Source organism: Qaidamihabitans albus (assembly GCF_016464705.1).
GTDB lineage: Bacteria > Actinomycetota > Actinomycetes > Mycobacteriales > Pseudonocardiaceae > Qaidamihabitans > Qaidamihabitans albus.
In genome coordinates, this window is the sequence record NZ_JAEHOB010000013.1 from 55,577 (window position 1) to 75,360 (window position 19,784).

General features: G+C 74.1%; 20 protein-coding genes. 10 read left to right on the plus strand and 10 right to left on the minus strand.

The annotated features are described in order from the left end of the window. Nucleotides 1-8: 8 nt before the first annotated feature. Nucleotides 9-812, minus strand: coding sequence for a Nif3-like dinuclear metal center hexameric protein (locus JAP66_RS22850; RefSeq protein ID WP_199433877.1), 804 nt, complete (start codon nt 810-812; stop codon nt 9-11). A gap of 132 nt (nt 813-944) precedes the next feature. On the opposite strand from JAP66_RS22850, the gene JAP66_RS22855 reads away from it, so the two are divergent. From JAP66_RS22855 to JAP66_RS22875, 5 genes are all read left to right on the plus strand, one after another. After that, nucleotides 945-1,448 (plus strand): low molecular weight protein-tyrosine-phosphatase, encoded by a 504-nt coding sequence (locus tag JAP66_RS22855; RefSeq protein WP_199433878.1) that lies wholly within the window; start codon nt 945-947, stop codon nt 1,446-1,448. Beyond that, nucleotides 1,445-2,320, plus strand: a complete 876-nt coding sequence (locus JAP66_RS22860) for a fructosamine kinase family protein (RefSeq protein ID WP_199433879.1) — start codon at nt 1,445-1,447, stop codon at nt 2,318-2,320. The genes JAP66_RS22855 and JAP66_RS22860 overlap by 4 nt, the downstream gene beginning before the upstream one ends. A 252-nt stretch (nt 2,321-2,572) precedes the next feature. Next, a complete protein-coding gene (locus JAP66_RS22865) occupies nt 2,573-4,729 on the plus strand; it encodes a hypothetical protein (RefSeq protein WP_199433880.1) in 2,157 nt (718 codons plus the stop codon). Between the two features lie 61 nt (nt 4,730-4,790). Beyond that, the gene (locus JAP66_RS22870; RefSeq protein WP_199433881.1) at nt 4,791-5,657 is read left to right on the plus strand and encodes an SURF1 family cytochrome oxidase biogenesis protein; all 867 of its coding nucleotides are present in this window, start codon (nt 4,791-4,793) and stop codon (nt 5,655-5,657) included. A 76-nt stretch (nt 5,658-5,733) separates the two neighbouring features. Then, nucleotides 5,734-6,366, plus strand: a complete 633-nt coding sequence (locus tag JAP66_RS22875) for an FMN-binding negative transcriptional regulator (RefSeq protein ID WP_199433882.1) — start codon at nt 5,734-5,736, stop codon at nt 6,364-6,366. A 14-nt stretch (nt 6,367-6,380) separates the two neighbouring features. Here the strand turns inward: JAP66_RS22875 and JAP66_RS22880 are convergent, their stop codons facing one another. Then, nucleotides 6,381-7,250, minus strand: coding sequence for a cobalamin biosynthesis protein CobD/CbiB (locus tag JAP66_RS22880; RefSeq protein WP_199433883.1), 870 nt, complete (start codon nt 7,248-7,250; stop codon nt 6,381-6,383). 126 nt (nt 7,251-7,376) lie between these two features. On the opposite strand from JAP66_RS22880, the gene JAP66_RS22885 reads away from it, so the two are divergent. Next, on the plus strand, nt 7,377-7,880 hold the full coding sequence (locus JAP66_RS22885) for a gluconokinase (RefSeq protein WP_199433884.1): 504 nt from the start codon (nt 7,377-7,379) through the stop codon (nt 7,878-7,880). Here the strand turns inward: JAP66_RS22885 and nudC are convergent. The 3 genes from nudC to JAP66_RS22900 are packed head-to-tail and all read right to left on the minus strand — an operon-like array spanning nt 7,846 to nt 11,509. Continuing rightward, complete coding sequence (nudC, locus tag JAP66_RS22890) at nt 7,846-8,847, minus strand: NAD(+) diphosphatase (RefSeq protein ID WP_199433885.1); 1,002 nt, start codon at nt 8,845-8,847, stop codon at nt 7,846-7,848. The two genes, JAP66_RS22885 and nudC, sit on opposite strands and share 35 nt — an antisense overlap. Next, entirely contained in the window at nt 8,844-10,226 is a 1,383-nt protein-coding gene (locus JAP66_RS22895) for a M16 family metallopeptidase (protein ID WP_199433886.1), read from the minus strand. The genes nudC and JAP66_RS22895 overlap by 4 nt, the downstream gene beginning before the upstream one ends. Then, nucleotides 10,223-11,509, minus strand: a complete 1,287-nt coding sequence (locus tag JAP66_RS22900) for a M16 family metallopeptidase (RefSeq protein WP_199433887.1) — start codon at nt 11,507-11,509, stop codon at nt 10,223-10,225. Before JAP66_RS22900 ends, JAP66_RS22895 begins: the two co-directional genes overlap by 4 nt. Nucleotides 11,510-11,576: 67 nt before the next feature. Between JAP66_RS22900 and JAP66_RS22905 the strand changes: the two genes are divergently transcribed. After that, nucleotides 11,577-12,383, plus strand: a complete 807-nt coding sequence (locus JAP66_RS22905) for an SDR family NAD(P)-dependent oxidoreductase (protein WP_199433888.1) — start codon at nt 11,577-11,579, stop codon at nt 12,381-12,383. Between the two features lie 34 nt (nt 12,384-12,417). Here the strand turns inward: JAP66_RS22905 and JAP66_RS22910 are convergent, their stop codons facing one another. Continuing rightward, on the minus strand, nt 12,418-13,347 hold the full coding sequence (locus JAP66_RS22910) for an RDD family protein (protein ID WP_199433889.1): 930 nt from the start codon (nt 13,345-13,347) through the stop codon (nt 12,418-12,420). Between the two features lie 53 nt (nt 13,348-13,400). Between JAP66_RS22910 and JAP66_RS22915 the strand changes: the two genes are divergently transcribed. The 3 genes from JAP66_RS22915 to JAP66_RS32355 all read left to right on the plus strand — a co-directional run bounded on the left by JAP66_RS22915 (nt 13,401) and on the right by JAP66_RS32355 (nt 15,501). Beyond that, the gene (locus tag JAP66_RS22915) at nt 13,401-14,408 is read left to right on the plus strand and encodes a stage II sporulation protein M (RefSeq protein ID WP_199433890.1); all 1,008 of its coding nucleotides are present in this window, start codon (nt 13,401-13,403) and stop codon (nt 14,406-14,408) included. A 125-nt stretch (nt 14,409-14,533) separates the two neighbouring features. Beyond that, nucleotides 14,534-15,361 carry a class I SAM-dependent methyltransferase gene (locus JAP66_RS22920; RefSeq protein WP_235999304.1) on the plus strand — a complete coding sequence of 276 codons (828 nt, stop codon included), beginning with the start codon at nt 14,534-14,536 and terminating at the stop codon, nt 15,359-15,361. Further along, complete coding sequence (locus tag JAP66_RS32355) at nt 15,358-15,501, plus strand: hypothetical protein (RefSeq protein ID WP_235999305.1); 144 nt, start codon at nt 15,358-15,360, stop codon at nt 15,499-15,501. Before JAP66_RS22920 ends, JAP66_RS32355 begins: the two co-directional genes overlap by 4 nt. A 215-nt stretch (nt 15,502-15,716) precedes the next feature. Here JAP66_RS32355 and JAP66_RS22925 read toward each other — a convergent pair whose 3' ends face one another. The 4 genes from JAP66_RS22925 to JAP66_RS22940 form a co-directional block, all read right to left on the minus strand. Next, the gene (locus JAP66_RS22925; protein ID WP_199433891.1) at nt 15,717-17,012 is read right to left on the minus strand and encodes a DUF58 domain-containing protein; all 1,296 of its coding nucleotides are present in this window, start codon (nt 17,010-17,012) and stop codon (nt 15,717-15,719) included. Nucleotides 17,013-17,075: 63 nt separating this feature from the next. Beyond that, a complete protein-coding gene (locus tag JAP66_RS22930; RefSeq protein WP_199433892.1) occupies nt 17,076-18,068 on the minus strand; it encodes an AAA family ATPase in 993 nt (330 codons plus the stop codon). After that, nucleotides 18,065-19,156, minus strand: coding sequence for a DUF4350 domain-containing protein (locus JAP66_RS22935; protein WP_199433893.1), 1,092 nt, complete (start codon nt 19,154-19,156; stop codon nt 18,065-18,067). The genes JAP66_RS22930 and JAP66_RS22935 overlap by 4 nt, the downstream gene beginning before the upstream one ends. Continuing rightward, nucleotides 19,153-19,779 carry a DUF4129 domain-containing protein gene (locus JAP66_RS22940; protein ID WP_199433894.1) on the minus strand — a complete coding sequence of 209 codons (627 nt, stop codon included), beginning with the start codon at nt 19,777-19,779 and terminating at the stop codon, nt 19,153-19,155. The genes JAP66_RS22935 and JAP66_RS22940 overlap by 4 nt, the downstream gene beginning before the upstream one ends. Between the last annotated feature and the right edge of the window lie 5 nt (nt 19,780-19,784).

Here is a 19,784-nt window from a genome sequence, read left to right on the forward strand (position 1 = left end):
AGCCGCTCCTATCCTCGAATGTTCCACGGATCGGTGCACCGCGTGGAGACGTGAACGTCGACGTTACCCGCCTCCCGCACGACGGACGCCGCTTGCCCGCACCACGGCCACTCGCTGGCCCAGTGCGTGACACCCACCAGCGCCGGGACGGGCCCGAGCCGTTCCAGATGCTCCCCCGCGGGGTGGTGCCGCAGGTCCGCGGTGACGTAGGCGTCGACCCCGGCCTCGGTCGCGGCACCGAGGTAGCTGTCGCCCGCCCCGCCGGACACGGCGACCGTCCTGATCGGACGGTCCTCGTCGCCGGCACCGTAGACACCGGGCCGCGTCCGCGGCAGCGCACCGGCGACCCGACGGACGAAATCGCCGAACGGCTCCGGCTCGGCCAGCTCGCCGATCCGGCCGATGCCGGTGTCCCCGCCGGGGTGCGGCGCGAGCGGGCGCAGCACGGTCAGGCCGATCGCCTCGGCGAGCGCGTCGGAGACGCCGGGCGCGGCGGCGTCGGCGTTGGTGTGCGCGCAGAACAGCGCGATACCCGACCGGATGAGCCGGTGCACGAGGCGGCCCTTCGCTGTATCGGCAGGCACCCCGTGCACGCCACGCAGCAGCAGCGGGTGGTGCGCGACGATCAGCTGCGCGCCGAGCTCGGCGGCTTCGGCCACGGTGTCCTCGACCGGGTCGACACACACCAGCACCCGCCCGGCGGGCTCGCCGGGATCGCCGCACACCAGGCCCACCGCGTCCCACGATTCGGCGAGCTCACGAGGGTAGGCCGCGTCGAGCGCGGTGATCACGTCGGACACTGTCGCGGGCATGGCCCGATCCTCCCACGGGTGCCCGCGACGGCCCTGCGGAGGCGCCGGCCGGCTCGTGAGTGCGTAACACTGTTCTAACTCGCGTGCGCACTCACGAGGGGCCGGGCCCAGCCGATGCGAGAGACTGGCGGCATGGCTGACCAGAACACTCCCCAGACGGCCGGCAACGGAAGGCCGCTCAGCGTCGTGTTCGTCTGCTCGGGCAACATCTGCCGCTCCCCGATGGCGGCCACCGTCTTCCGCGAGCACCTGCACCGGGCCGGGCTGGCGGACGAGGTCCGGGTGAGCAGCGCGGGCACCGGCCCCTGGCACGTGGGCGAACCCGCCGACGCGCGAGCCAGCTCCACGCTGGAGCGGCACGGCTACGACGCCGGGCACGTGGCGGCGCAGGTCGGCACCGAGCACCTGGACGCCGATCTCCTGCTGGCCGCCGACACCGGCCACCTGCGCGCACTGCGGAAGCTGGTCGACGACCCGGACCGCGTCCGCCTGCTGCGCTCGTTCGACCCGTCCGCGCCCCCGGACGCCGAGGTGCCGGACCCCTACTACGGCGACGGCGACGGGTTCGCCGACGTGCTCGGCATGATCGAGCGCGCGGTACCGGGCCTGCTCGACTGGGTACACCGGCACCGATGAACACCGAAGAGGCACTGCGAGCGGTCGAGAAGCACGTCGGCGCGAAGGCCGCGCACGGCTACCGCATCGGCGGCGAGGCGCTGCTCGTCAGCCTGTCCGGCGGCGGGCAGGTGGTCGCCAAGCGCGGAGCGGGCGAGGGCGCGGCACGCGCGGAGGCGGCCGGGCTCGGCTGGCTCGCCGAGTACGGCGACGTGCCGCTGCCCGCCGTGCACGGGTACGACCACGAGTGGCTGGTCATCGACTACGTGGCACCGGGTGCGCCCGGCGAGCGCGCCGCCGAGGCGTTCGGCCGTGGCCTGGCGGCACTGCACCTGCGCGGTGCGCCCGCGTTCGGCGCCCCGCCGCCCGGCGGCCCGGTGGACGCGTGGATGGGGCTCGCGCCGATGCGCAACGAGCGGCACGACAACTGGCCGGACTTCTACGCCCGGCACCGCATCGAGCCCTACGTCCGCACCTGTACCGACAGCGGCCTGCTCACCACCGGGCAGGCGGCGGTGTTCGACGAGGTGTGCGCGCGGTTGCCCGAGCTGGCGGGCGCGCCCGAACCACCGGCCCGGCTGCACGGCGACGCGTGGAGCGGCAACGTGCACTGGGCACAGGACGGGCGCGCGTGGCTGATCGATCCCGCCGCGCACGGCGGGCACCGGGAGACCGACCTCGCCATGCTGCGGCTGTTCGGCACGCCGCTGCTGGACCGCATCCTGGGTGCCTACGCCGAAGCGGCCACGGACGCGGGTGCGCCGCTGTCCCCGGGCTGGCGGGACCGGACCGGACTGCATCAGCTCTTCCCGCTGCTGATGCACGCGGCGGTGTTCGGCGGCGGCTACGCGCGGCAGGCACTCGCCGCCGCGCGGGACGCGCTCAAGTACTGAGAGCGTCCTCGAACCTGCTGGAGCGGACCAGGGCGAACCATTTGCGCAGGTCACCGGTCGTGAGTGCGTAACGGTGTTCTAACTCGCGTGCGCACTCACGAGAGGTGACCAGGCACAACGCCGCACCTGCATGGGATCAAGGACAGGTTCTGTAGCACCCGGGCCGGTGGCCACATACGGACAGAGCCTTGAGCCGGTAAGAAACCGATCCCTAGCTTTCCTGGTGACGAGTTCTCGCCGGAGGGAAGCCGCATGGTCACGCGCAGAGCGATGTTGCAGGGAATCGGCGGCGCGGCGGCCACGCCGTTGATCGCGCGGGTGCTCGGAGCGGAGGCGCGGGCGGCGGGCACCCCGGTGATCGACCGCCACGCGCTCGTCAGCCGGCACGACGTCGTGCGAACCCGCAACGACGCGGAGCTGCCCGTCCAGGTCGGCAACGGCCGGTTCGCCTTCGGCGCCGACATCACCGGCCTGCAGACGTTCACCCCGTTCGCGACCATGTCCGACTGGGGCTGGCACGAGGACCCGCTGCCCGAGGGCAAGCGCATCGAGGACTACCGGGGCACGGTCTGGGACACCTACGGCAGGCCGGTCCGGTACTGGACCGACGAGGCGGGCGAGCCGGAGCTGTACGAGTGGCTGCGCGGCAACCCGCATCGGATCAACCTCGGCCGGCTGGGCATGCGGCTGCTCAAGGCGGACGGCACCGAGGCGACGGAAGCGGACCTGACCGGGCAGCGGCAGCGGCTGGAACTGTGGACCGGACGGCTGCTGAGCAGCTTCTCGCTGGAGGGCGTGCCGGTCGAGGTGGAGACGGTGTGCCACCCCGGCGCGGACGCGGTCGCGGTCACCGTGACCTCGCCGCTGGTCCGGCTCGCCCGGCTCTCGGTCTTCCTCGACTTCCCCTACGCCACCGCCGCGGGCCAGGGCAAGTTCTCGGCGCCGTACGTGGGTTTCTGGGACCGCCCCGACGCACACGTCACCGAACTGCGCGGGCGCGGCCCCGGCCGCGCGGCGATCACGCACCGGCTGGACGACACCGAGTACCAGGCGAGCGTGGCGTGGTCCGGCCACGGCAGGCTCTCGCGGGCGGCCGACCGGCGGCACCGCTACGAGCTCACCGGCGGCACGACCGACCAGCTGGCGGTGAGCTGCCTCTTCGCCCCGGCGGGGCAGGCGCGGCCTGCCCCGCCCGCCCCCGCCGTCTCGGCCGCCAGCGCCCACTGGTGGCCCCGGTTCTGGCGCTCCGGCGGCGCGGTGGACCTTTCCGGCAGCACCGACCCACGGTGGCGCGAGCTGGAGCGGCGCGTGGTGCTCAGCCAGTACCACCTCGCCCTCAACGAGGCCGGCGACGAGCCGCCGCAGGAGTCCGGCCTCGTCAACAACGGCTGGTACGGCAAGTTCCACATGGAGATGTACCTCTGGCACGCCGCGCACTACGCGCTGTGGAACCGCTGGCCCCTGCTCGACCGCGGCACCGACATCTACCGCCGCTTCCTGCCCTCGGGCCGCCGTCGCGCCGCCGAGCAGGGCTTCCGGGGTGCGCGCTGGCCGAAGATGACCACCGCCGACGGGCGCCAGTCGCCCGGCCTGCAGAACACGCTGCTGCTGTGGCAGCAGCCGCATCCGGCCTTCCTCGCCGAGCTCGACTACCGGGCGCACCCGCGGCGCGCGACGCTCGAGAAGTGGCGGACCGTGCTGTTCGAGACGGCCGAGTTCATGGCCTCGTTCGCGCACCTGGAGCGGGAGACCGGCCGGTACGTGCTCGGGCCGCCGATCATCACGGCCAACGAGCAGAACGATCCCGCGATCACCACCAATCCCGCGTTCGAGCTGTCCTACTGGCGGTTCGGCCTGCGGATCGCCCAGCGGTGGCGGGAACGGCTGGGGCTGCCGCGGGAGCCGCACTGGGACGCCGTGCTCGCCGGGCTGGCGCCGCTACCGGTGCAGGAGGGCGTGTACGTTCTCTACGAGGGCGTCGAGAACATGTGGACCGAGCACACCACCGATCATCCGGACCCGGTGGCGCCCTACGCGATGCTGCCCGGCGACGGGGTGGACGTGGCCACGATGCGCGCGACCGCGCGGAAGGTGTACGAGTCGTGGCCGCTCGACGATCTCTACACCTGGGACTTCCCGCTGCTGGCGATGAACGCGGCCAGGCTCGGCGACCGGGAGCGGGCGGTGGACTTCCTGCTGCGCGAGACGTTCGAGTTCACCGAGACCGGCCTGCCCGCCAGCAGCAAGTCCGGCGTGCCCTCGCCGTACTTCCCGGCCGTGGGCGGGCTGCTTTACGCGGTGGCCATGATGTGCGCGGGCTGGAGCGACGGGCCGCGGGAACACGCGCCGGGGTTCCCGCGCGAGCGCGGCTGGGTCGTGCGGTGGGAGGGTCTCGCGCCCGCGGTGTGAGCCGCGCCGCGTCGCGGAGGGCTGTGTGCCGGACCGCGGCGGCACCGCATACCTTTGCAGTGTGCGGTTGAAAGTCCTGCTCCGGCCAAGCTGGCTGGCGCTCACGCTGGTGGTGTTCACCTTCGCCACCGCCTGCTACACGCTGCTGGCGCCGTGGCAGTTCAGCCGGGACGACGAGCGCGAGGTGCGCAACGCCGCGCTGCAGGAGTCCTTCACCGCCGCGCCGCGGCCGTTGGCCGAGGTGCTGCCCGCCGGCCGCGCCCCGGACGACGGCACCGAGTGGTCGCGGGTGCTCATCCGCGGCACCTACCTGGCCGGGGACGAGGTGATCGCCCGCCTGCGGACGGTGCAGGGCGAGCCGGCGTTCGAGGTGCTGACGCCGTTGCGCACCACCGAAGGGCAGGTCGTGCTGATCGACCGCGGCTACGTGCGGCCGGACAACCGCACCCGCGTGCCGCCCTACGCCGCGCCGCCCTCAGGCGAGGTGGAGGTGACGGCGCGGGTGCGCCGCGACGAGGTGGACCCGCAGGACCGCACGGCGTTCGCCAACGACTCCACGGGCGGCAGGCTGCACGCCTACGCCGTCAGCTCCGCGGTGGTCGGTGAGGCGACCGGGCAGGACATCCGGCCCGGCTACTTCCAGCTGGAGCCGGAGCAGCCCGGCGTGCTCGACCCGCTGCCGCTGCCGAAGCTCGACGCGGGCCCGTTCTTCTCCTACGCCCTGCAGTGGATCGCGTTCGGCACGATGGCCGTCCTGGCCTGGCTGTACTTCACCGTCCGTGAGCTGCGGCCGGGTGGCGCGCTGGGCACCGACCGGCCACGTCCGGACCGGCGCAGGTCGGTCGCGCAGATGCTCGCCGAGGACACCGAAGACACTGCCGACACCGAGGACACCGCCGCGGTCCCGCCCGGCCGCCGGGAGCACTGAACCCGCAAAAGTGGTCCTTGCATCTTGGGCGCCAGTGGCACTTTTCGATATCCACTCGGCCCGGCAGGGTGAGGTCATGCTGATCCATCCCTGGGACGGTGCGACCGACGACGCCGAATGGCGCGACTGGCTGGCCGGGCACGACTTCGGCCACCTGGTCGCGGCCGGGCGCGGCCGCGACCTGCCGGTCGTCCAGCCGACGCACTTCGTGTACGACGGCGCGGCGGCCGTGTGGCTGCACCTGGCGCGGGCGAACCCGATCTGGCCCCTGCTGGAGGAGAACCCGCACGCGCTGCTCACGGTGACCGGCGACTACGCCTACGTCCCGGCCGGGTGGAACGCCGCACCGGGCACCGACCCCGCGAAGCGCGTCCCCACCTCCTACTACGCGTCGGTGCAGCTGGAGTGCACGGCGCGGGTGATCGACGACCCGGGGCGGAAGGCGGCGCTGCTGACCCGGCAGCTCGCCCATTTCGAGGAGCCCGGCACCCGGGTGCCGGTGCGGACCGGCGACGAGGAGGACCGGCGCAGGTTGCCCGGCATCCGCGGAGTGGAGCTGACGGTGACCGGCGTCCGCGCGAAGTTCAAGTTCGGCGGCAACAAGGACGTCGCGCAGCGCGAGCGGATCGGCGAGCGGCTGGCCTGCCGCGCGGAGGGATTCGACGCCGCCGCCCGCGCGCAGGTGCTCCGGCGTACGCCGCCGGGCTGAAACCAGCCAGCCGGTCAGCGGCCGCGGAGGCCCGCGAGCACGGCGAACACCGCCGATGCGGCGGTGGCCAGCCAGCCGACCACGCGGGACAGCTCCACCGCCCGCGTCACGTGCCCGGCGTCGGGATTGCGGCCGTCGCCGAGCACCGGCAGCTCGACCACACCATGCGGGTACACGGTGCGCCCGCCGAGCCGGATCTCCAGCGCCCCGGCGAACGCGGCCTCGACGCGGCCCGCGTTCGGGCTGGGATGCACCGCCGTGTCCCGCCGCCACGCTCGCCACGCGGCACCGGCCGAACCGCCCACCACCGGGGCCGCCGCGACGGTGAGCGCCGCCGCCACCCGGGCGGGCAGCAGGTGCACCAGTTCGTCGAGCCGCGCGAGGACCCAGCCGGCCCAGCGGTAGCGCGGCCCCCACCCGGCGGCACGCCTGCGCAGCGCGGTGATCCCGCGGGAACCGAGCAGGCCGGGCACTCCCGCGACGGCACCCCACGCCAGCGGCGCGACCACCTGGTCGGACGTGTGCTCGGCGACGGCTTCCACCGAGGCGCGGGAGAGTCCGATGACGTCGAGTTCGTCCGTGCAACGCGTGTCCAGCGCGGACAGTATCCCGCGGGCACTCCGCAGCTCACCGGTCTCCAGGTCACGCGCGAGCTGGGTGCCGTCGGCCGCGATCCGCGCGGCTCCGAGCACGGCCCACGTGGCGGCCGCCGTGCTCGCGGCCCGCAGCACCGGGCGCCCGCGGCCCGCGCGCCCGGCGGCCACACCGAACAGCACCGCGGTGGCCGTGGCGGCGCCGCCCACCGGCCGCCCGCGCTGTTTGCCACCGACCGCGCCGTCGGCCAGCACACCCAACAACAGTCCGGCCGCCCGTGCCCCGCTCACCCCGTGTCGCCCCCATTTTCGGATGTCCGTGCGGGCCGAGATTACTGGATCGGCCAATGCACGTACGTTGGCCCCAGGAGCCGGTGGCGACGCCGGTGCACGGCGCCGGAGGAGAAAGGAGGCGCGGTGACCGTCATCGTCGTGATGGGCGTGTCCGGGTCGGGAAAGACCACGGTGGGCACGGCCCTGGCCACCGCGCTCGGGGTGGACTACGCGGAGGCGGACGAGTTCCACCCGCGCTCGAACATCGAGAAGATGACCACGGGCACCCCGCTCACCGACGACGACCGGCTGCCCTGGCTGCACGCGATCGCCGCATGGATCGGCGCGCACGCCGAGCGCGGTGGCGTGGTCACCTGCTCCGCCCTCAAACGCCGCTACCGGGACACGCTGCGCACGGGCGGTCCCGCGTGGTTCCTGCACCTGTGGGGCGGGCGGGAGCTGATCGCGCGCCGCATGACCACCCGCTCGGGCCACTTCATGCCGGTGTCGCTGCTCGACTCGCAGCTCGCCGACCTGGAACCGCTCGGGGCCGACGAGCCCGGGTGCACGGTGGACGTGGCGGCACCGGCCGGGGAGATCGTCGCGGGCCTGCTCAGGGATCGGCCGTGGCCCAGGCCCGGAGCATGACGTACGCGATCGACGCGCTGCCGGGCAGCAGCAGGTCCGCGTGCTCCCCCGCGAAGGCCGAGCGCACCTCGTGCCGGGGGACCCACCGGGCGTCCTCGATCTCGCCGTCCGCGGGAACCAGCGGTGCCCCGGCGTCGGCCCGCGCGGCGAAGCCCAGCATGATCGAGCGAGGGAACGGCCACGGCTGGCTGCCGAGGTAGCGGATGTCGCGCACGTCGACGCCCGCCTCTTCCCGGATCTCCCGCTCCACGCAGCCCTCCAGCGACTCACCGGCCTCGACGAACCCGGCGAGTACCGAGTACCGCCCCGGCGGCCAGATCGGCTGCCGGGCCAGCAGCACCCGCTCGCCGTTGGTGCCCGCGTCGTCGTGCACCAGGCAGATCACCGCCGGATCGGTGCGCGGGTACTCCTCGCGCCCGCACCCCGCGCACCGCGTCGCCCAGCCGAAGTGGAGCGGGTGGGCTCGCTCGCCGCACCTGGCGCAGAACCGCGCGCGGCGGTGCCAGTTGCGCAGCGCCATCGCGGTGGTGAACAACCCGGCGGAGGTGTCGTCGAGCTGGGAGCCGAACCCGCGCAGGTCGATCCACACCTCGTCGCCGGTGCGTGGCACCTCCTGCCACACGCCCCAGCCGCTCCGCACGCCGGCCGTCTCGGCGTCGGCGCCGGGATCGCCGGGCAGCACCCAGTAGTCCGCGTCCTGCCACTCGCCGAGGAACACGGCGTCCTCCGGCGGTTCGGTGCCGAAGTCCAGCGCCTTGCGCGTGGCGAGCGGGACGTCGGTGGCCGCGGCGCCGGTGACGTGCTCGGCGGGCACCGGGGAGCGCCCCTTGTCGTCGAGCAGCACCACCCGCGCGTCCGCCCATCGCCCGGAAAGCCGCCGCGGATCGGCCCGCAGCTCCTCCTGCCGGTTCGCGGTGGACCGGGAAAGGGCCGGAGAAGCGCCCAGCTGGAAGGGCGGGCTGCTCATGGGCGCGGCGACTCCACCCTGACCCCGCCGAGCGCGGTCAGCTGCGGCGCGAGCGTGTCGGCGTCACCGACGACGACCCCGGTGAACCGGCTGGGCGCGAAGAAGTCCAGCGCCGCCTGGACCACCTCGTCGGAGCTCACGTCGGCGACCCGCTGCGGGTGTCCGGCCAGCCACTCCGGGCCGAGCCCGACCGCGGTGAGCGCGGAGAGCTGCCCGGCCAGCCCGCCCTGCGACGAAAGGCCGATGAGCAGCGAGCCGATCGCGTACTGCCGTACCGACTCGATCTCGTCGGCCGTCGGCGGCACCAGGCCGAGCCTGCCGAGCTCGTAGCGGGTCTCCAGCAGCGCGGCAGCGGTGACCTCGTTGGCGGTGTCGGCCTCGACCTGCACGGTGGCGCTCGCGCCGGTGAACTCGAAGCCGGAGTGCGCGCTGTAGGTGTAGCCCTTGTCCTCCCGGATGTTCTCCACCAGCCGGGAGGAGAAGTAGCCGCCGAAGGCCAAGTTCGCCAGTTGCAGCGCGGGATACCGCGGATCGGTCCGGGGCAGCGCCTGCGCCGAGAGCCGGATCTGTGACTGCACCGCGCCCGAGCGCGGGACGAGCAGGACGTCGCCGCCCGCGAGTTCGGGCAGCGGAGGCAGCTCGGCGGCCGCACGGCCGGCCTCCCAGCCCGCGAGCGCCCGCTCCACGTCACCGGTGACCGTGTCCGGGTCGATGTCGCCGACCAGCACCAGCGTCGAGCCCCGGGGCAGCACGGAAGCGGTGTGCAGCGCGCGCACGTCCTCCGGCGTCACGGCGGCGACGTCCTCGGCCCTGGGCACCTCACGCGTGTAGGGGTGGTCGCCGTAGCGGTGGCGCTGCAACGCCTCGCGGGCGATCACCCTCGGCTGCGTCCGCGCGACGGCGAGCCGCTCCACGACACGATCGATCTCCCTGCGCACCTCACTGTCCGTATAGGACGCTCCGGTCAGCGTGTCGGCGAGCACGTCCAGCAGCGTGGGCAATCCGCTGGCCAGCGCCCCGCCGGACACGGCGAGGTGCTCCGGATCGACGCTCGTTCCAAGCTCACCGCCGATCAGCGCGAGCTCCGTGTCGATCGCGACGCGGTCGCGGCGGGCGGTGCCGGTCAGCATCGACTCCGCCAGTACCTCTGCGGTCGCCGGGTGCATCGGCGCCTCACCCGCGAAGGGGATCAGCAGGCGCAGCTCGACGAGCGGCACGTTGGCCTTGCGCACGGCGAGCACGCGCAACCCGTTGCCGAGGACGGTGTCGGCGTGGGTGATGTCCGCGACGGCACGCTGCTCGCCGAGAGCGGGAACGGCGCGCGGACCGTGCGGCGTGGCGCCGATCTCCTCCGCGCTGCGGTGGGACACGGCAGTCACTGGGTACCTCCCTGATCCGGTTCGACGACGAGCACGGCGCGCGCGTCCGGGCGCAGCGCCTTCGCGGCCTCGGCGACGCCCTCCGCGGTGACGGCCGCGATCCGGTCCGCCAGCCCGTACACCAGCCCGGGATCGTCGTAGAGCAGCTCGAACGAGCCGAGCGCGAGCGTGCGCGACATCAGCCGGTCGTGCTCGGAATGCAGGTTCGCGCTCCAGCGCGCGGTCACCTTGGCCAGTTCCTGCTCGCCGGGCGGGGTGACGGCCAGCGCGTCGAGCTCCTCGTCGAGCGCTCCCAGTACCCGCTCGGGGCTGACGTCCGGCGGGTGCACGGCGGTGACCGAGAACGTGTCCGGGTCGCGCGCCTCGAACGGGCCGAAAAGGCCCGCACCCGCGTTGATGTCGGTGACCAGCGGCTCGCGGTGCACGAGCCGCTGCTGCAGCCGCGAACCGTCGCCGTCGCTGAGCAGCCCGGCCAGCACCAGATTGGCCAGGTAGCCGTCGAGCTCGTTGACCGGGTCGGGCATCCGGTAGCCGACGGCGAGCGCGGGCAGCGGCGCGTGCGGATCGGTGTGGCTGCCGCGCAGCTCCCTGCCCGGCCGTGGCTCGGCGAAGGAAGGGCGCGCCGGTTTCGGCCGCGCAGGCACGTCACCGAAGTGCTTGTCGATCAGCTCGCGCGCGCGGTCGACCTCGAGGTCGCCCGCGACGGTGAGCACCGCGTTGGCGGGTGCGTAGTAGGTGTCGAAGAAGGCGGCACAGTCGTCCAGCGAAGCCTGTTCGAGGTCGGTGAAATCGCCGTAGCCGTTGTGCGCGTTGGGAAACGTGGAGTACAGCACCGGCGGCAGCAGGATCCACGGGAACCCGCCGTAGGGCCGGTTCAGCACGTTGAGCCGGATCTCCTCCTTGACCACGTCGATCTGGTTGGCCAGGTTCTCCGCCGTCAGCTTCGGTGCGCGCATCCGGTCGGCCTCGAGGAACAGCGCCCGCTCCAGCGCGGCCGAGGGCAGGACCTCGAAGTAGTCGGTGTAGTCCGGGTGCGTCGAGCCGTTGAACACGCCGCCGCTGCTCTGCACGTAACGGAAGTGCGCCAGCTTCTCCAGGCTCTCGCTGCCCTGGAACATGAGGTGCTCGAAGAGGTGCGCGAACCCCGTGCGCCCCTCCGGTTCCGAGCGGAAGCCCACGTCGTAGTGCACGCTGACACCGACGACCGGAGCCGTCCGGTCGGGCGCGAGCACCACTCGCAGGCCGTTGTCGAGAGTGAATCTGTGTAGCTCGGGTACGGCCATGACGACACCCTACGGGAGGCGCGGCGACGGCCGCGTGATCGGGAACGGAACTGATCGGGGCTGATCGATGAGACCCTTGACAGAGCAACGAATCCTCGTTACCGGCGCCACCGACGGCCTCGGCCGGTACCTGGCAGGCGAGCTCAGCGCCGCGGGCGCGGCGGTGATCGCACACGGCCGCGACGCCGGCAGGCTGCGCCGCTTGCGCACCGACCTCGGTGCCGAGGTCGTCCGCGCCGACCTCGCCGACCTGCGGCAGGTGGACCGGCTCGCCGACGAGATCGGCCGGAGCCACGACCGGCTGGACGTGCTCGTGAACAATGCCGGTATCGGCGCCGGGGCGGACCCGTCCCGGCGCGCGGAGAGCGCCGACGGCATCGAGCTGCGCTTCGCCGTCAACTACCTCGCCGGGTTCCACCTGACGCACAAGCTCCTTCCGCTGCTGCGCGCACCGGCGCGAATTGTCAACGTCGCGTCGGCCGGGCAGGAGGAGATCGACTTCGGCGATCCGCAGCTGCGCCACGGCTACGGCGGGATGCGGGCCTACATGCGGAGCAAGCTGGCGCAGGTCATGTTCACGATCGACCTCGCGGACGAGCTGCGAGGCACCGGCGTGACAGTGAACGCGCTGCACCCGGCCACGTTCATGGACACCACGATGGTCCGGGAGTCCGGCAGGGAACCGGCGAGCAGCGTCGCCGAGGGCGGCGCGGCGACCCTGCGGCTCATCACCGACGCGGACGTCGACGGCGTCAGCGGGCGCTACTTCAACGGCACGCGGGAGGCGGAGCCGCATCCACAGGCACTGGACCCGGCGGCCCGGCGGCGGCTGCGCGAGCTCAGCGACGAGCTGATCGCCGGGGCACTGGCCTGAACGGCCTGAACGCCTCCCCGAGAACCCGAGAACCTCAGCCCGGCGGGGCGAACGGGCCGTCGCCGCCGTCCTGCTCACGCGGAAGGTAGGGAGCGGGTGGTGGCCGGCTGTGCTGGTAAGGCTGGTAGGGCTGGGGCGACTGGTAGGGCTGGCTCTGCTGGTAGGGCTGGTACGGCTGGGGCGGGGCGTGGCCGCCCGCCACCGGGATGCCGCTCGCGCGGGCGTGGTCGCGGGCGCGCCGCTCGGCCAGCACGGCGGCGAGGTAGGCCCACGCGGGCACCTGCGGCGGGACCGGAGCCCCGATGTGCCCCGCCACCTCGTCCGCGAGCCGCCGCCCGACATGCTCGCGCGCGGCCTCGGTCAGCTGCCCGTAGCGGCCGAGGTACTGGCGGACGGAGAGGGCGAGCGGGTCGGGCAGGTTGGTCAGGTCGAGCTGGGCCGCCCACGACGCGAGCGCAGGCGGCATCCCGATCGTCGGCGCCGCGGCCTCCGGTGCCCGCTCCCTGATGACGACCGTGCCGGCCAGGTAGTCGCCGACGCGCTTGGCCTTGCGGGAGCTCAGCGACGTCACGAACCCGATGACGCTCCAGATCCAGAACGGCCCGAAGTCGACGAAGGCGCCGGCCAGGGCGCGGGTGAGCGCGTGCCGCATCCGGATGGGGCCGCCGTCCTCCCGCACCACGCGCAGGCCGAGCGCCAGCTTGCCGAGCGTGCGGCCCCGGCTGAGCGTCTCGAAGATCGCGGGGTAGCCGATCAGCACCAGCATCTGGCCGGCGATGATCAGCGCACCGAGCAGCGCGTTGTCCAGCTCGCCGAGCAGCACCAGCAGCACCGCGAACACCACGAGGGCCACCAGTTGCACCGCGATGTCGATCGCCATCGCCAGCGCCCGGGTCGCCGAGCGGGCGAGCCGTAGCTCCAGCACCACGGCGTCACCCGTGACGAGGTCGGATTCGTGCGGCACCCGGAAAGTATGGTTTCGGCAGGCGTTGTCCGGACAGGCAGGGGTGTGTTCGCGTGGATCTGGATGTGTTCGTCGCCGCGCACCGCGCCGAGTGGGACCGGCTGGCAGAGCTGGTGCGGCGCAGCGGGCGGCTGCGCGGCCCGGAGGCCGACGAGCTGGTGCGGCTGTATCAGCGCGCCGCGACGCACCTGTCGATCGTGCGCTCGACGAGCCCGGATCCGGCGCTGCTCGCCCGGCTCTCCTCGCTGGTCACGAAGGCCCGCTCCGCGGTGACCGGCACGCACAGCCCCGCGTGGCGGGAGGTGGGGCTGTTCTTCTCGCGCCGGTTCCCGGCCGCCGTGTACCGCAGCTGGCCGTGGTGGGTCGCGACGACCGTGGTGTTCACCGTGGTCACCGGGCTGCTGTCGGCCTGGATCGCGAGCGACGCGCGGGTGCGCGCGACCATCGCGGCACCGGACGAGATCCGCGCGATGACGGAGCCCGGCGGTGGCTACGAGGCGTACTACTCCAGTGAGCCGGCCGCCTCGTTCGCCGCGCAGGTGTGGACCAACAACGCCCAGGTCGCCGCGGCCTCGCTGGTGCTGGGGGTGCTGCTCGGCCTGCCGGTGCTGCTCGTGCTGTGGACCAACGCGCTCAACCTCGGTGTCGGTATCGGGCTGATGACCTCGGCAGGCCGGGGGGAGCTCTTTCTCGGCCTGCTCGCGCCGCACGGGCTGCTGGAGCTGACGGCGGTGTTCGTCGCGGCCGGGACCGGGCTGCGGCTGGGCTGGACGGTGCTCGACCCTGGCGGGCTGACCCGGTCGGCGGCACTGGCCAGGGCGGGCCGGTCGGTGGTCGCGATCGCGCTCGGGCTGGTCGTCGTACTGCTGGTGTCGGGGCTGATCGAGGCGTTCGTGACGCCGTCGGGGCTGCCGACATGGGCGCGGGTCGGCATCGGCGTGGCCGCCGAGGCGGCGTTCCTCGCCTACGTGTTCGTGCTCGGCAGGCGCGCGGCGGCGGAGGGTGAGACCGGCGACGTGGACGCCCGCGCCGCCGGTGACGAGGCCCCGGTGGCCGGCTGAGCGCTCCGCGCGTGGGAAGAACGACCCACGGTGCGCCACAAAATTGGCCCCGGTTGGACCGATGTGCCGGGGCGTCGCCGCCTAACGTCCGGTGCAGCGAATTGCATCGAGCCGAGGAGCCTGCGATGACCACCTCATCGGCATCCACTGTGGACCACGACCGGGCCGAGGCTTTCGCCGGGCGCCTCTTCGAGCTCTACACCGGCGGGCTGCTGAGCCATCTCATTCACATCGGCCACCGGACCGGGCTGTTCGAGGCCGCCGCCAGAGGCCCGGCGACCAGTGCCGGGCTCGCCGAACGGGCCGGGCTGCAGGAGCGCTACGTGCGGGAGTGGCTCGGCGCGCTGACCACGGGCGGGATCTTCACCTACGACGGCGCCTCGGCGACCTACACGCTGCCCGCGGAGCACGCCGTCTGCCTCACCGGCGGCGGCTCGGCCAACCTGGCGCCGGTCAGCCTGGTCAACGCCCACCTCGGGGAGCACGTCGACGGCGTGGCACGGGCGTTCCGGGAGGGCGGCGGGGTGCCGTACGAGGAGTTCCGGCCGAGCACCGACGTCATGGACGCCATCAGCCGCGGGCTCTTCGACGAGCAGCTGGTCGACGGCATCCTGCCGCTGACCGGCGAACTGCCCGCCCTGCTGAGCGCGGGAACCAGCGTCGCCGACATCGGCTGCGGCACCGGGCACGCGGTCAACCTGCTGGCGGCGGCCTTCCCGGCCTCGACGTTCACCGGCTACGACCTCGGCGCCGACGCCGTCACCAAGGCCAGGGCCGAGGCGGCCGAGCGGGGGCTGGCCAACACGGAGTTCGTCGTGTGCGACGTCGTCGCGCTGCCGGTCGAGCCGCCGTTCGGCGCGATCTTCGCCTTCGACGCGATCCACGACCAGGCGGCGCCCGCGGACGTGCTGCGGCGCGTGTACGAGCGCTCGTGCCAGGGGGCCACTTCGTGATGATGGACATCAAGGCGTCGAGCGAGCTGGAGGAGAACCTGACGAACCCGCTGGCGCCGCTGCTGTACGCGATCAGCACGCTGCACTGCCTCACCGTTTCGCTGGCGCGCGGCGGCGCCGGGCGGCACGGTCTGGGGTGAGCGGCTCGCGCGCACGATGCTGGCCGAGGCGGGCTTCACCGAGATCGAGGTGCCCGACGTGCCGGAGAACCCGATGGACTCCCTCTACGTGTGCCGCAAGCCGTGCTGAGCAGGCACGCGCGGCGTTGTGCCTGGTCACCTCTCGTGAGTGTGCACACGAGTTAGAACACGACTCCGCACTCACGACCGGTGACCTGCGGAAACAGTGCACCCGGTCAGAGGCGGCCTGCGGCCTTCAGTGCCAGGTAGCGGTCGGCCAGCGCCGGCGACAGCTCCTCCGGCACCGCGTCCACGACCTCAGCGCCGTGCCTGCCGAGCAGCGCAGTGACGTGGCGGCGCTCGGCGAGCGTGCGCTCCGCGGCCGCGGCGCCGTACACCGCCTCGGCGTCGCCCCGGCCCCGCGCCATCTCCGCCACCACCGGATCGGCCACCGCCGCCAGCAGCAGCCGGTGCCGCGCCGTCAGCGAGGGCAGCACCGGCAGCAGGCCCTGCTCGATCGGCGCCGGATCGAGGCCGGTCACCAGCACCACCAGCGAGCGCCGCCGGGTGCGGCGCAGCACCTCGCCGACCATGCCGCGCGCGTCCGACTCCACCAGCGCGGGCTCCAGCGGCGCCATCGCCTCCACCAGCGCGGGCAGCAGCGACCCGGCCGGCGCCCCCTGCACGCTCGCCCGCACCTGCCGGTCGTAGGCGAGCAGATCCACCCGGTCACCCGCCCGCGAGGCCAGCGCCGCCAGCAGCAGCGCGGCGTCCATCGCGGCGTCGAGCCGGGTGCCGTCACCGACCCGTCCCGCGGCCGTGCGCCCGGTGTCCAGCACGAGCACGACGTGCCGGTCGCGTTCCGGCCGCCACGTGCGCACCATGACGTCGGCCGCTCGTGCCGTCGCGCGCCAGTCGATCGAGCGGACGTCGTCGCCGGCCACGTACTCCCGCAGCGAGTCGAACTCGGTGCCCTGCCCGCGCACCAGCGCGGCGCTGCGCCCGTCCAGCTCGCGCAGCCGGTCGAGCCTGCCGGGCAGGTGCCGCCTGCTGTGGAACGGCGGCAGCGCGCGCACCGTCCACGGCACCTCGTGCGAACCCTGCCGGGCGGCCAGCCCCAGCGGACCGGTCGCCCGCACGGTCACCCGGCTGGCCCTGCGGTCGCCCCGGCGCGTCGGCCGCAGCACCGTCACGATCTGGCGCGCCTGCCCCTGCGGCACATCGATCGGCTGCCTGCCGGTGCGGGCGCTCGCGCTCGGCGGCCACGCGTCCCGCAGCGTGCCGCGCACCGCCCTGCGACCGGGGTTGCGCACCCGCAGCGTCACCTCCGCCTCCTCGCCGAGCCGCACGGCCGTCGCTCCCGACCGGGAGAAGCCGAGCCGCCGCACGCTCCCCGCCAGCAGCAGGTCCGCGAGCACACCGGCGAGCACGACGCCGGACACCACGAGCACACCGGTCCAGTGCGGCAGCAGCAGGCCCACGACGAGCGCGCCGGCGAGGGCGAGCAGGCCGGCCCTTCCGGTGAGAGCCATGGCTATCCGAGCCGCGCGGCCGGGATCCGGGCCGAAGCTGTCACGTCGATCACCCTTCCACCCTCAGCGCGGGACCGGCACGGTGGCGAGGACGCGCTCCAGCAGCCCGTCGACGGTGGCGCCCTCCAGTTCGGCCTCCGGGCGCAGCTCGACGCGGTGCCGCAGCGCGGGACGGGCCAGCGTCTTCACGTCGTCCGGCGTGACGTACCCGCGGCCGGACAGCCAGGCCCACGCCCTGGACACCGCCAGCAGTGCCGTTGCGCCGCGCGGCGACACCCCGAGCCGGACGCCCGGCGCCGACCTGGTCGCGCGGCACAGGTCCACCGCGTAGCCGATCACCTCATGGCCCACGGTGACCCCGCGCACGGCCTTCCGGCCTGCCCGCAGGTCGGCAGCCCCGGCGACGGCACCGACCCCGGCCGCTCCGAGGTCGCGCGGGTCGAAGCCCTCGGCGTGCCGGGTGAGGATGCCGATCTCGTCCTCCCGCGGCGGCAGCGGCATGACCAGCTTGAGCAGGAACCGGTCGAGCTGCGCCTCCGGCAACGGGTAGGTGCCCTCGTACTCGACGGGGTTCTGGGTGGCGATCACGATGAACTCGGCGGGCAGCGCGCGCGCCTTGCCCTCGACCGACACCTGCCGCTCCTCCATCGCCTCCAGCAGCGCCGACTGGGTCTTCGGCGGGGTGCGGTTGATCTCGTCGGCGAGGAGCAGGTTGGTGAACACCGGCCCCTCGCGGAAGGTGAACTCCGACGAGTGCGAGTCGTAGACGATCGAGCCGGTCACGTCACCCGGCATCAGGTCGGGGGTGAACTGCACGCGCGCGGTTTCCAGGTCGAGGGCGGCCGCGAGCGTGCGCACCAGCAGCGTCTTCGCCACGCCGGGCACGCCCTCGATCAGCACGTGCCCCCGGCACAGCAGGGCGAGGATCAGCCCGGTCACCGCCGCGTCGTTTCCGACGACGGCCTTCGTGACCTCGGACCGCAACGCGATCAGGGCCTGCCGGGCGTCGGGCTCCGGCGGCGGTGCCGGTGTCGCTGAGGTTGTCGAGGTTGTCACTGTCCTGCCTCATTCTCGAGTGCGTCCAGGGCGTCCGCCAGTTCCACCAGTGCGGAGTCGCCCGTCGGTGGCGGACCGTACAGCAGGGCGCCGACCTGGGCGGGGTGGCGGCCGGCGCGGTGGCCGATCGCGGTGGCCGCCGCCTGCGGTTCGGCGTCGGGGGGAAGGCCCAGCAGCGGGAGCAGCCGCTCGCGGGCGGCCCGGCGCAGCGCCTCCGCGGCGTGGTCGGCGGCGCCGGCCCGCCGGTAGAGCCGCGCCCTGCCCTCGACGGTCTCCGCGGCGCGCACCACCACCGGCAGCGGTTCGGTGACCACCGGGCCGAGCCTGCGGGCCCGCCACAGTGCGAGCAGCACGATCGCGATCCCCGCCTGCACGGCGCCGAAGACCCAGCCGCTGGGCAGCAGGCCGTACAGCGACTCCTCCCCGGCCCGCAGGCCGGGGTCGCCCGCCGAAGGGATGTACCAGACGAGACGCTCGTGCTCGCCGAGCAGCCGCATCGCCAGGGCGGCGTTGCCCTCGTCGGCGAGCGCGGCGTTGCTGAGCGGGCCCGCGCCGCCGAGCACGGTGACGTCGCCGTCGCGCGCGAGCCCGCCGCCGTAGCAGCTCTGCCCGCCGTCGTAGCCGGTGCCGCCGAGCACGACGGAACCTGCCTCGACGGCCGCGGGCAGCGCGCAACCCGGCTGCCGCACCCGCTCGTTCAGCGGGCCGGTGGCGTCGAGCGCGGGCGCGACGGCCCGCAGTGTCTCCTCCGAGGGTTCGACCAGCACGACGCTCGCCGCCTGCCGGGCCAGTGCCGCCAGCCGTTCCGGCCGCACCAGGTCCGGGCGGGTCACCAGCAGCGTGCCCCCGGCCGCGGCCGCCTCGTCGGCGCGGAACACCGGCTCGACACCTACGCCCTGGCCGTCGAGCAACCGGGCCAGTGCATGCGCGCCGCCCGGCCCGTAGGAGCGCGGGTCGAGCGCGCGATCGTCACCACCACGCACCAGTGCGAGCACCACGCCGGCCAGCACGACCAGGAGCACGATGGCCACCGGCGTGCGGGCCGCCCGCCACGCCCGCCGCGTGTCCGGGGAGACCGGTGCGCTCATGCGAGGCTCACCGGCCTGCTCGCCCGCAGCCGCTCGTCGAGCGCGGCCAGCCGCAGGCAGTCGTCCTCGTCCGCCGCGGCCCCGCCGTAGTGCACGGCGTCGAACAGCAGCGCGGCCGAGCGCAGCTCCCCGGCGGCGTCCGGCAGGCCGCGCGCGGCGTCGGCCGCGGCCTCGTCGGCCGTCCGGCCGGGCCGCTCGTCGAGCACGCCCCGCTCCTCCAGGTCGCGCACGATCGCGCGGAAGCGCTCCCGGACGGCGTCGGCGAGCTCACCCCGGGACCAGGCCCCGTCGGCGGCGGCGCGGTGGTCGGCAGCGGAACGGCGCGTACCGCTGAAGACCGCGCCGCTCCGCCGCCGCCCGTGCCGCGCCAGCCGTCCGGCACGCAGCCGGACGACCAGCACCAGCAGCACGAGCAGCAGCACCAGCAGCACGAGCGCGCCGGGGCCGCCGGGTACCGCGCCGACGAGGCTGAACAGGTCCGCCAGCCGGTCGGCCAGCCAATCGAGCGCGGTGACCAGCGGCCCCGGACTCGCCGCGTCGTAGGCCGGGTCGGAGAGCTCGGTGCGGGCGGCCCGCTGGGCCTCGTCCCGGCCGATCTCGACGGGGACGTCGGCGAGCAGCACCGCCG

Coding starts and splice junctions, on each gene's coding strand:
- JAP66_RS22855 (WP_199433878.1), top strand. CDS start 945: ATGGCTGACCAGAACACTCCCCAGACGGCCGGCAACGGAAGGCCGCTC.
- JAP66_RS22860 (WP_199433879.1), top strand. CDS start 1,445: ATGAACACCGAAGAGGCACTGCGAGCGGTCGAGAAGCACGTCGGCGCG.
- JAP66_RS22905 (WP_199433888.1), top strand. CDS start 11,577: ATGAGACCCTTGACAGAGCAACGAATCCTCGTTACCGGCGCCACCGAC.
- JAP66_RS22875 (WP_199433882.1), top strand. CDS start 5,734: ATGCTGATCCATCCCTGGGACGGTGCGACCGACGACGCCGAATGGCGC.
- JAP66_RS22920 (WP_235999304.1), top strand. CDS start 14,534: ATGACCACCTCATCGGCATCCACTGTGGACCACGACCGGGCCGAGGCT.
- JAP66_RS22925 (WP_199433891.1), bottom strand. CDS start 17,012: ATGGCTCTCACCGGAAGGGCCGGCCTGCTCGCCCTCGCCGGCGCGCTC.
- JAP66_RS22865 (WP_199433880.1), top strand. CDS start 2,573: ATGGTCACGCGCAGAGCGATGTTGCAGGGAATCGGCGGCGCGGCGGCC.
- JAP66_RS22900 (WP_199433887.1), bottom strand. CDS start 11,509: ATGGCCGTACCCGAGCTACACAGATTCACTCTCGACAACGGCCTGCGA.
- nudC (WP_199433885.1), bottom strand. CDS start 8,847: ATGAGCAGCCCGCCCTTCCAGCTGGGCGCTTCTCCGGCCCTTTCCCGG.
- JAP66_RS22935 (WP_199433893.1), bottom strand. CDS start 19,156: ATGAGCGCACCGGTCTCCCCGGACACGCGGCGGGCGTGGCGGGCGGCC.
- JAP66_RS22850 (WP_199433877.1), bottom strand. CDS start 812: ATGCCCGCGACAGTGTCCGACGTGATCACCGCGCTCGACGCGGCCTAC.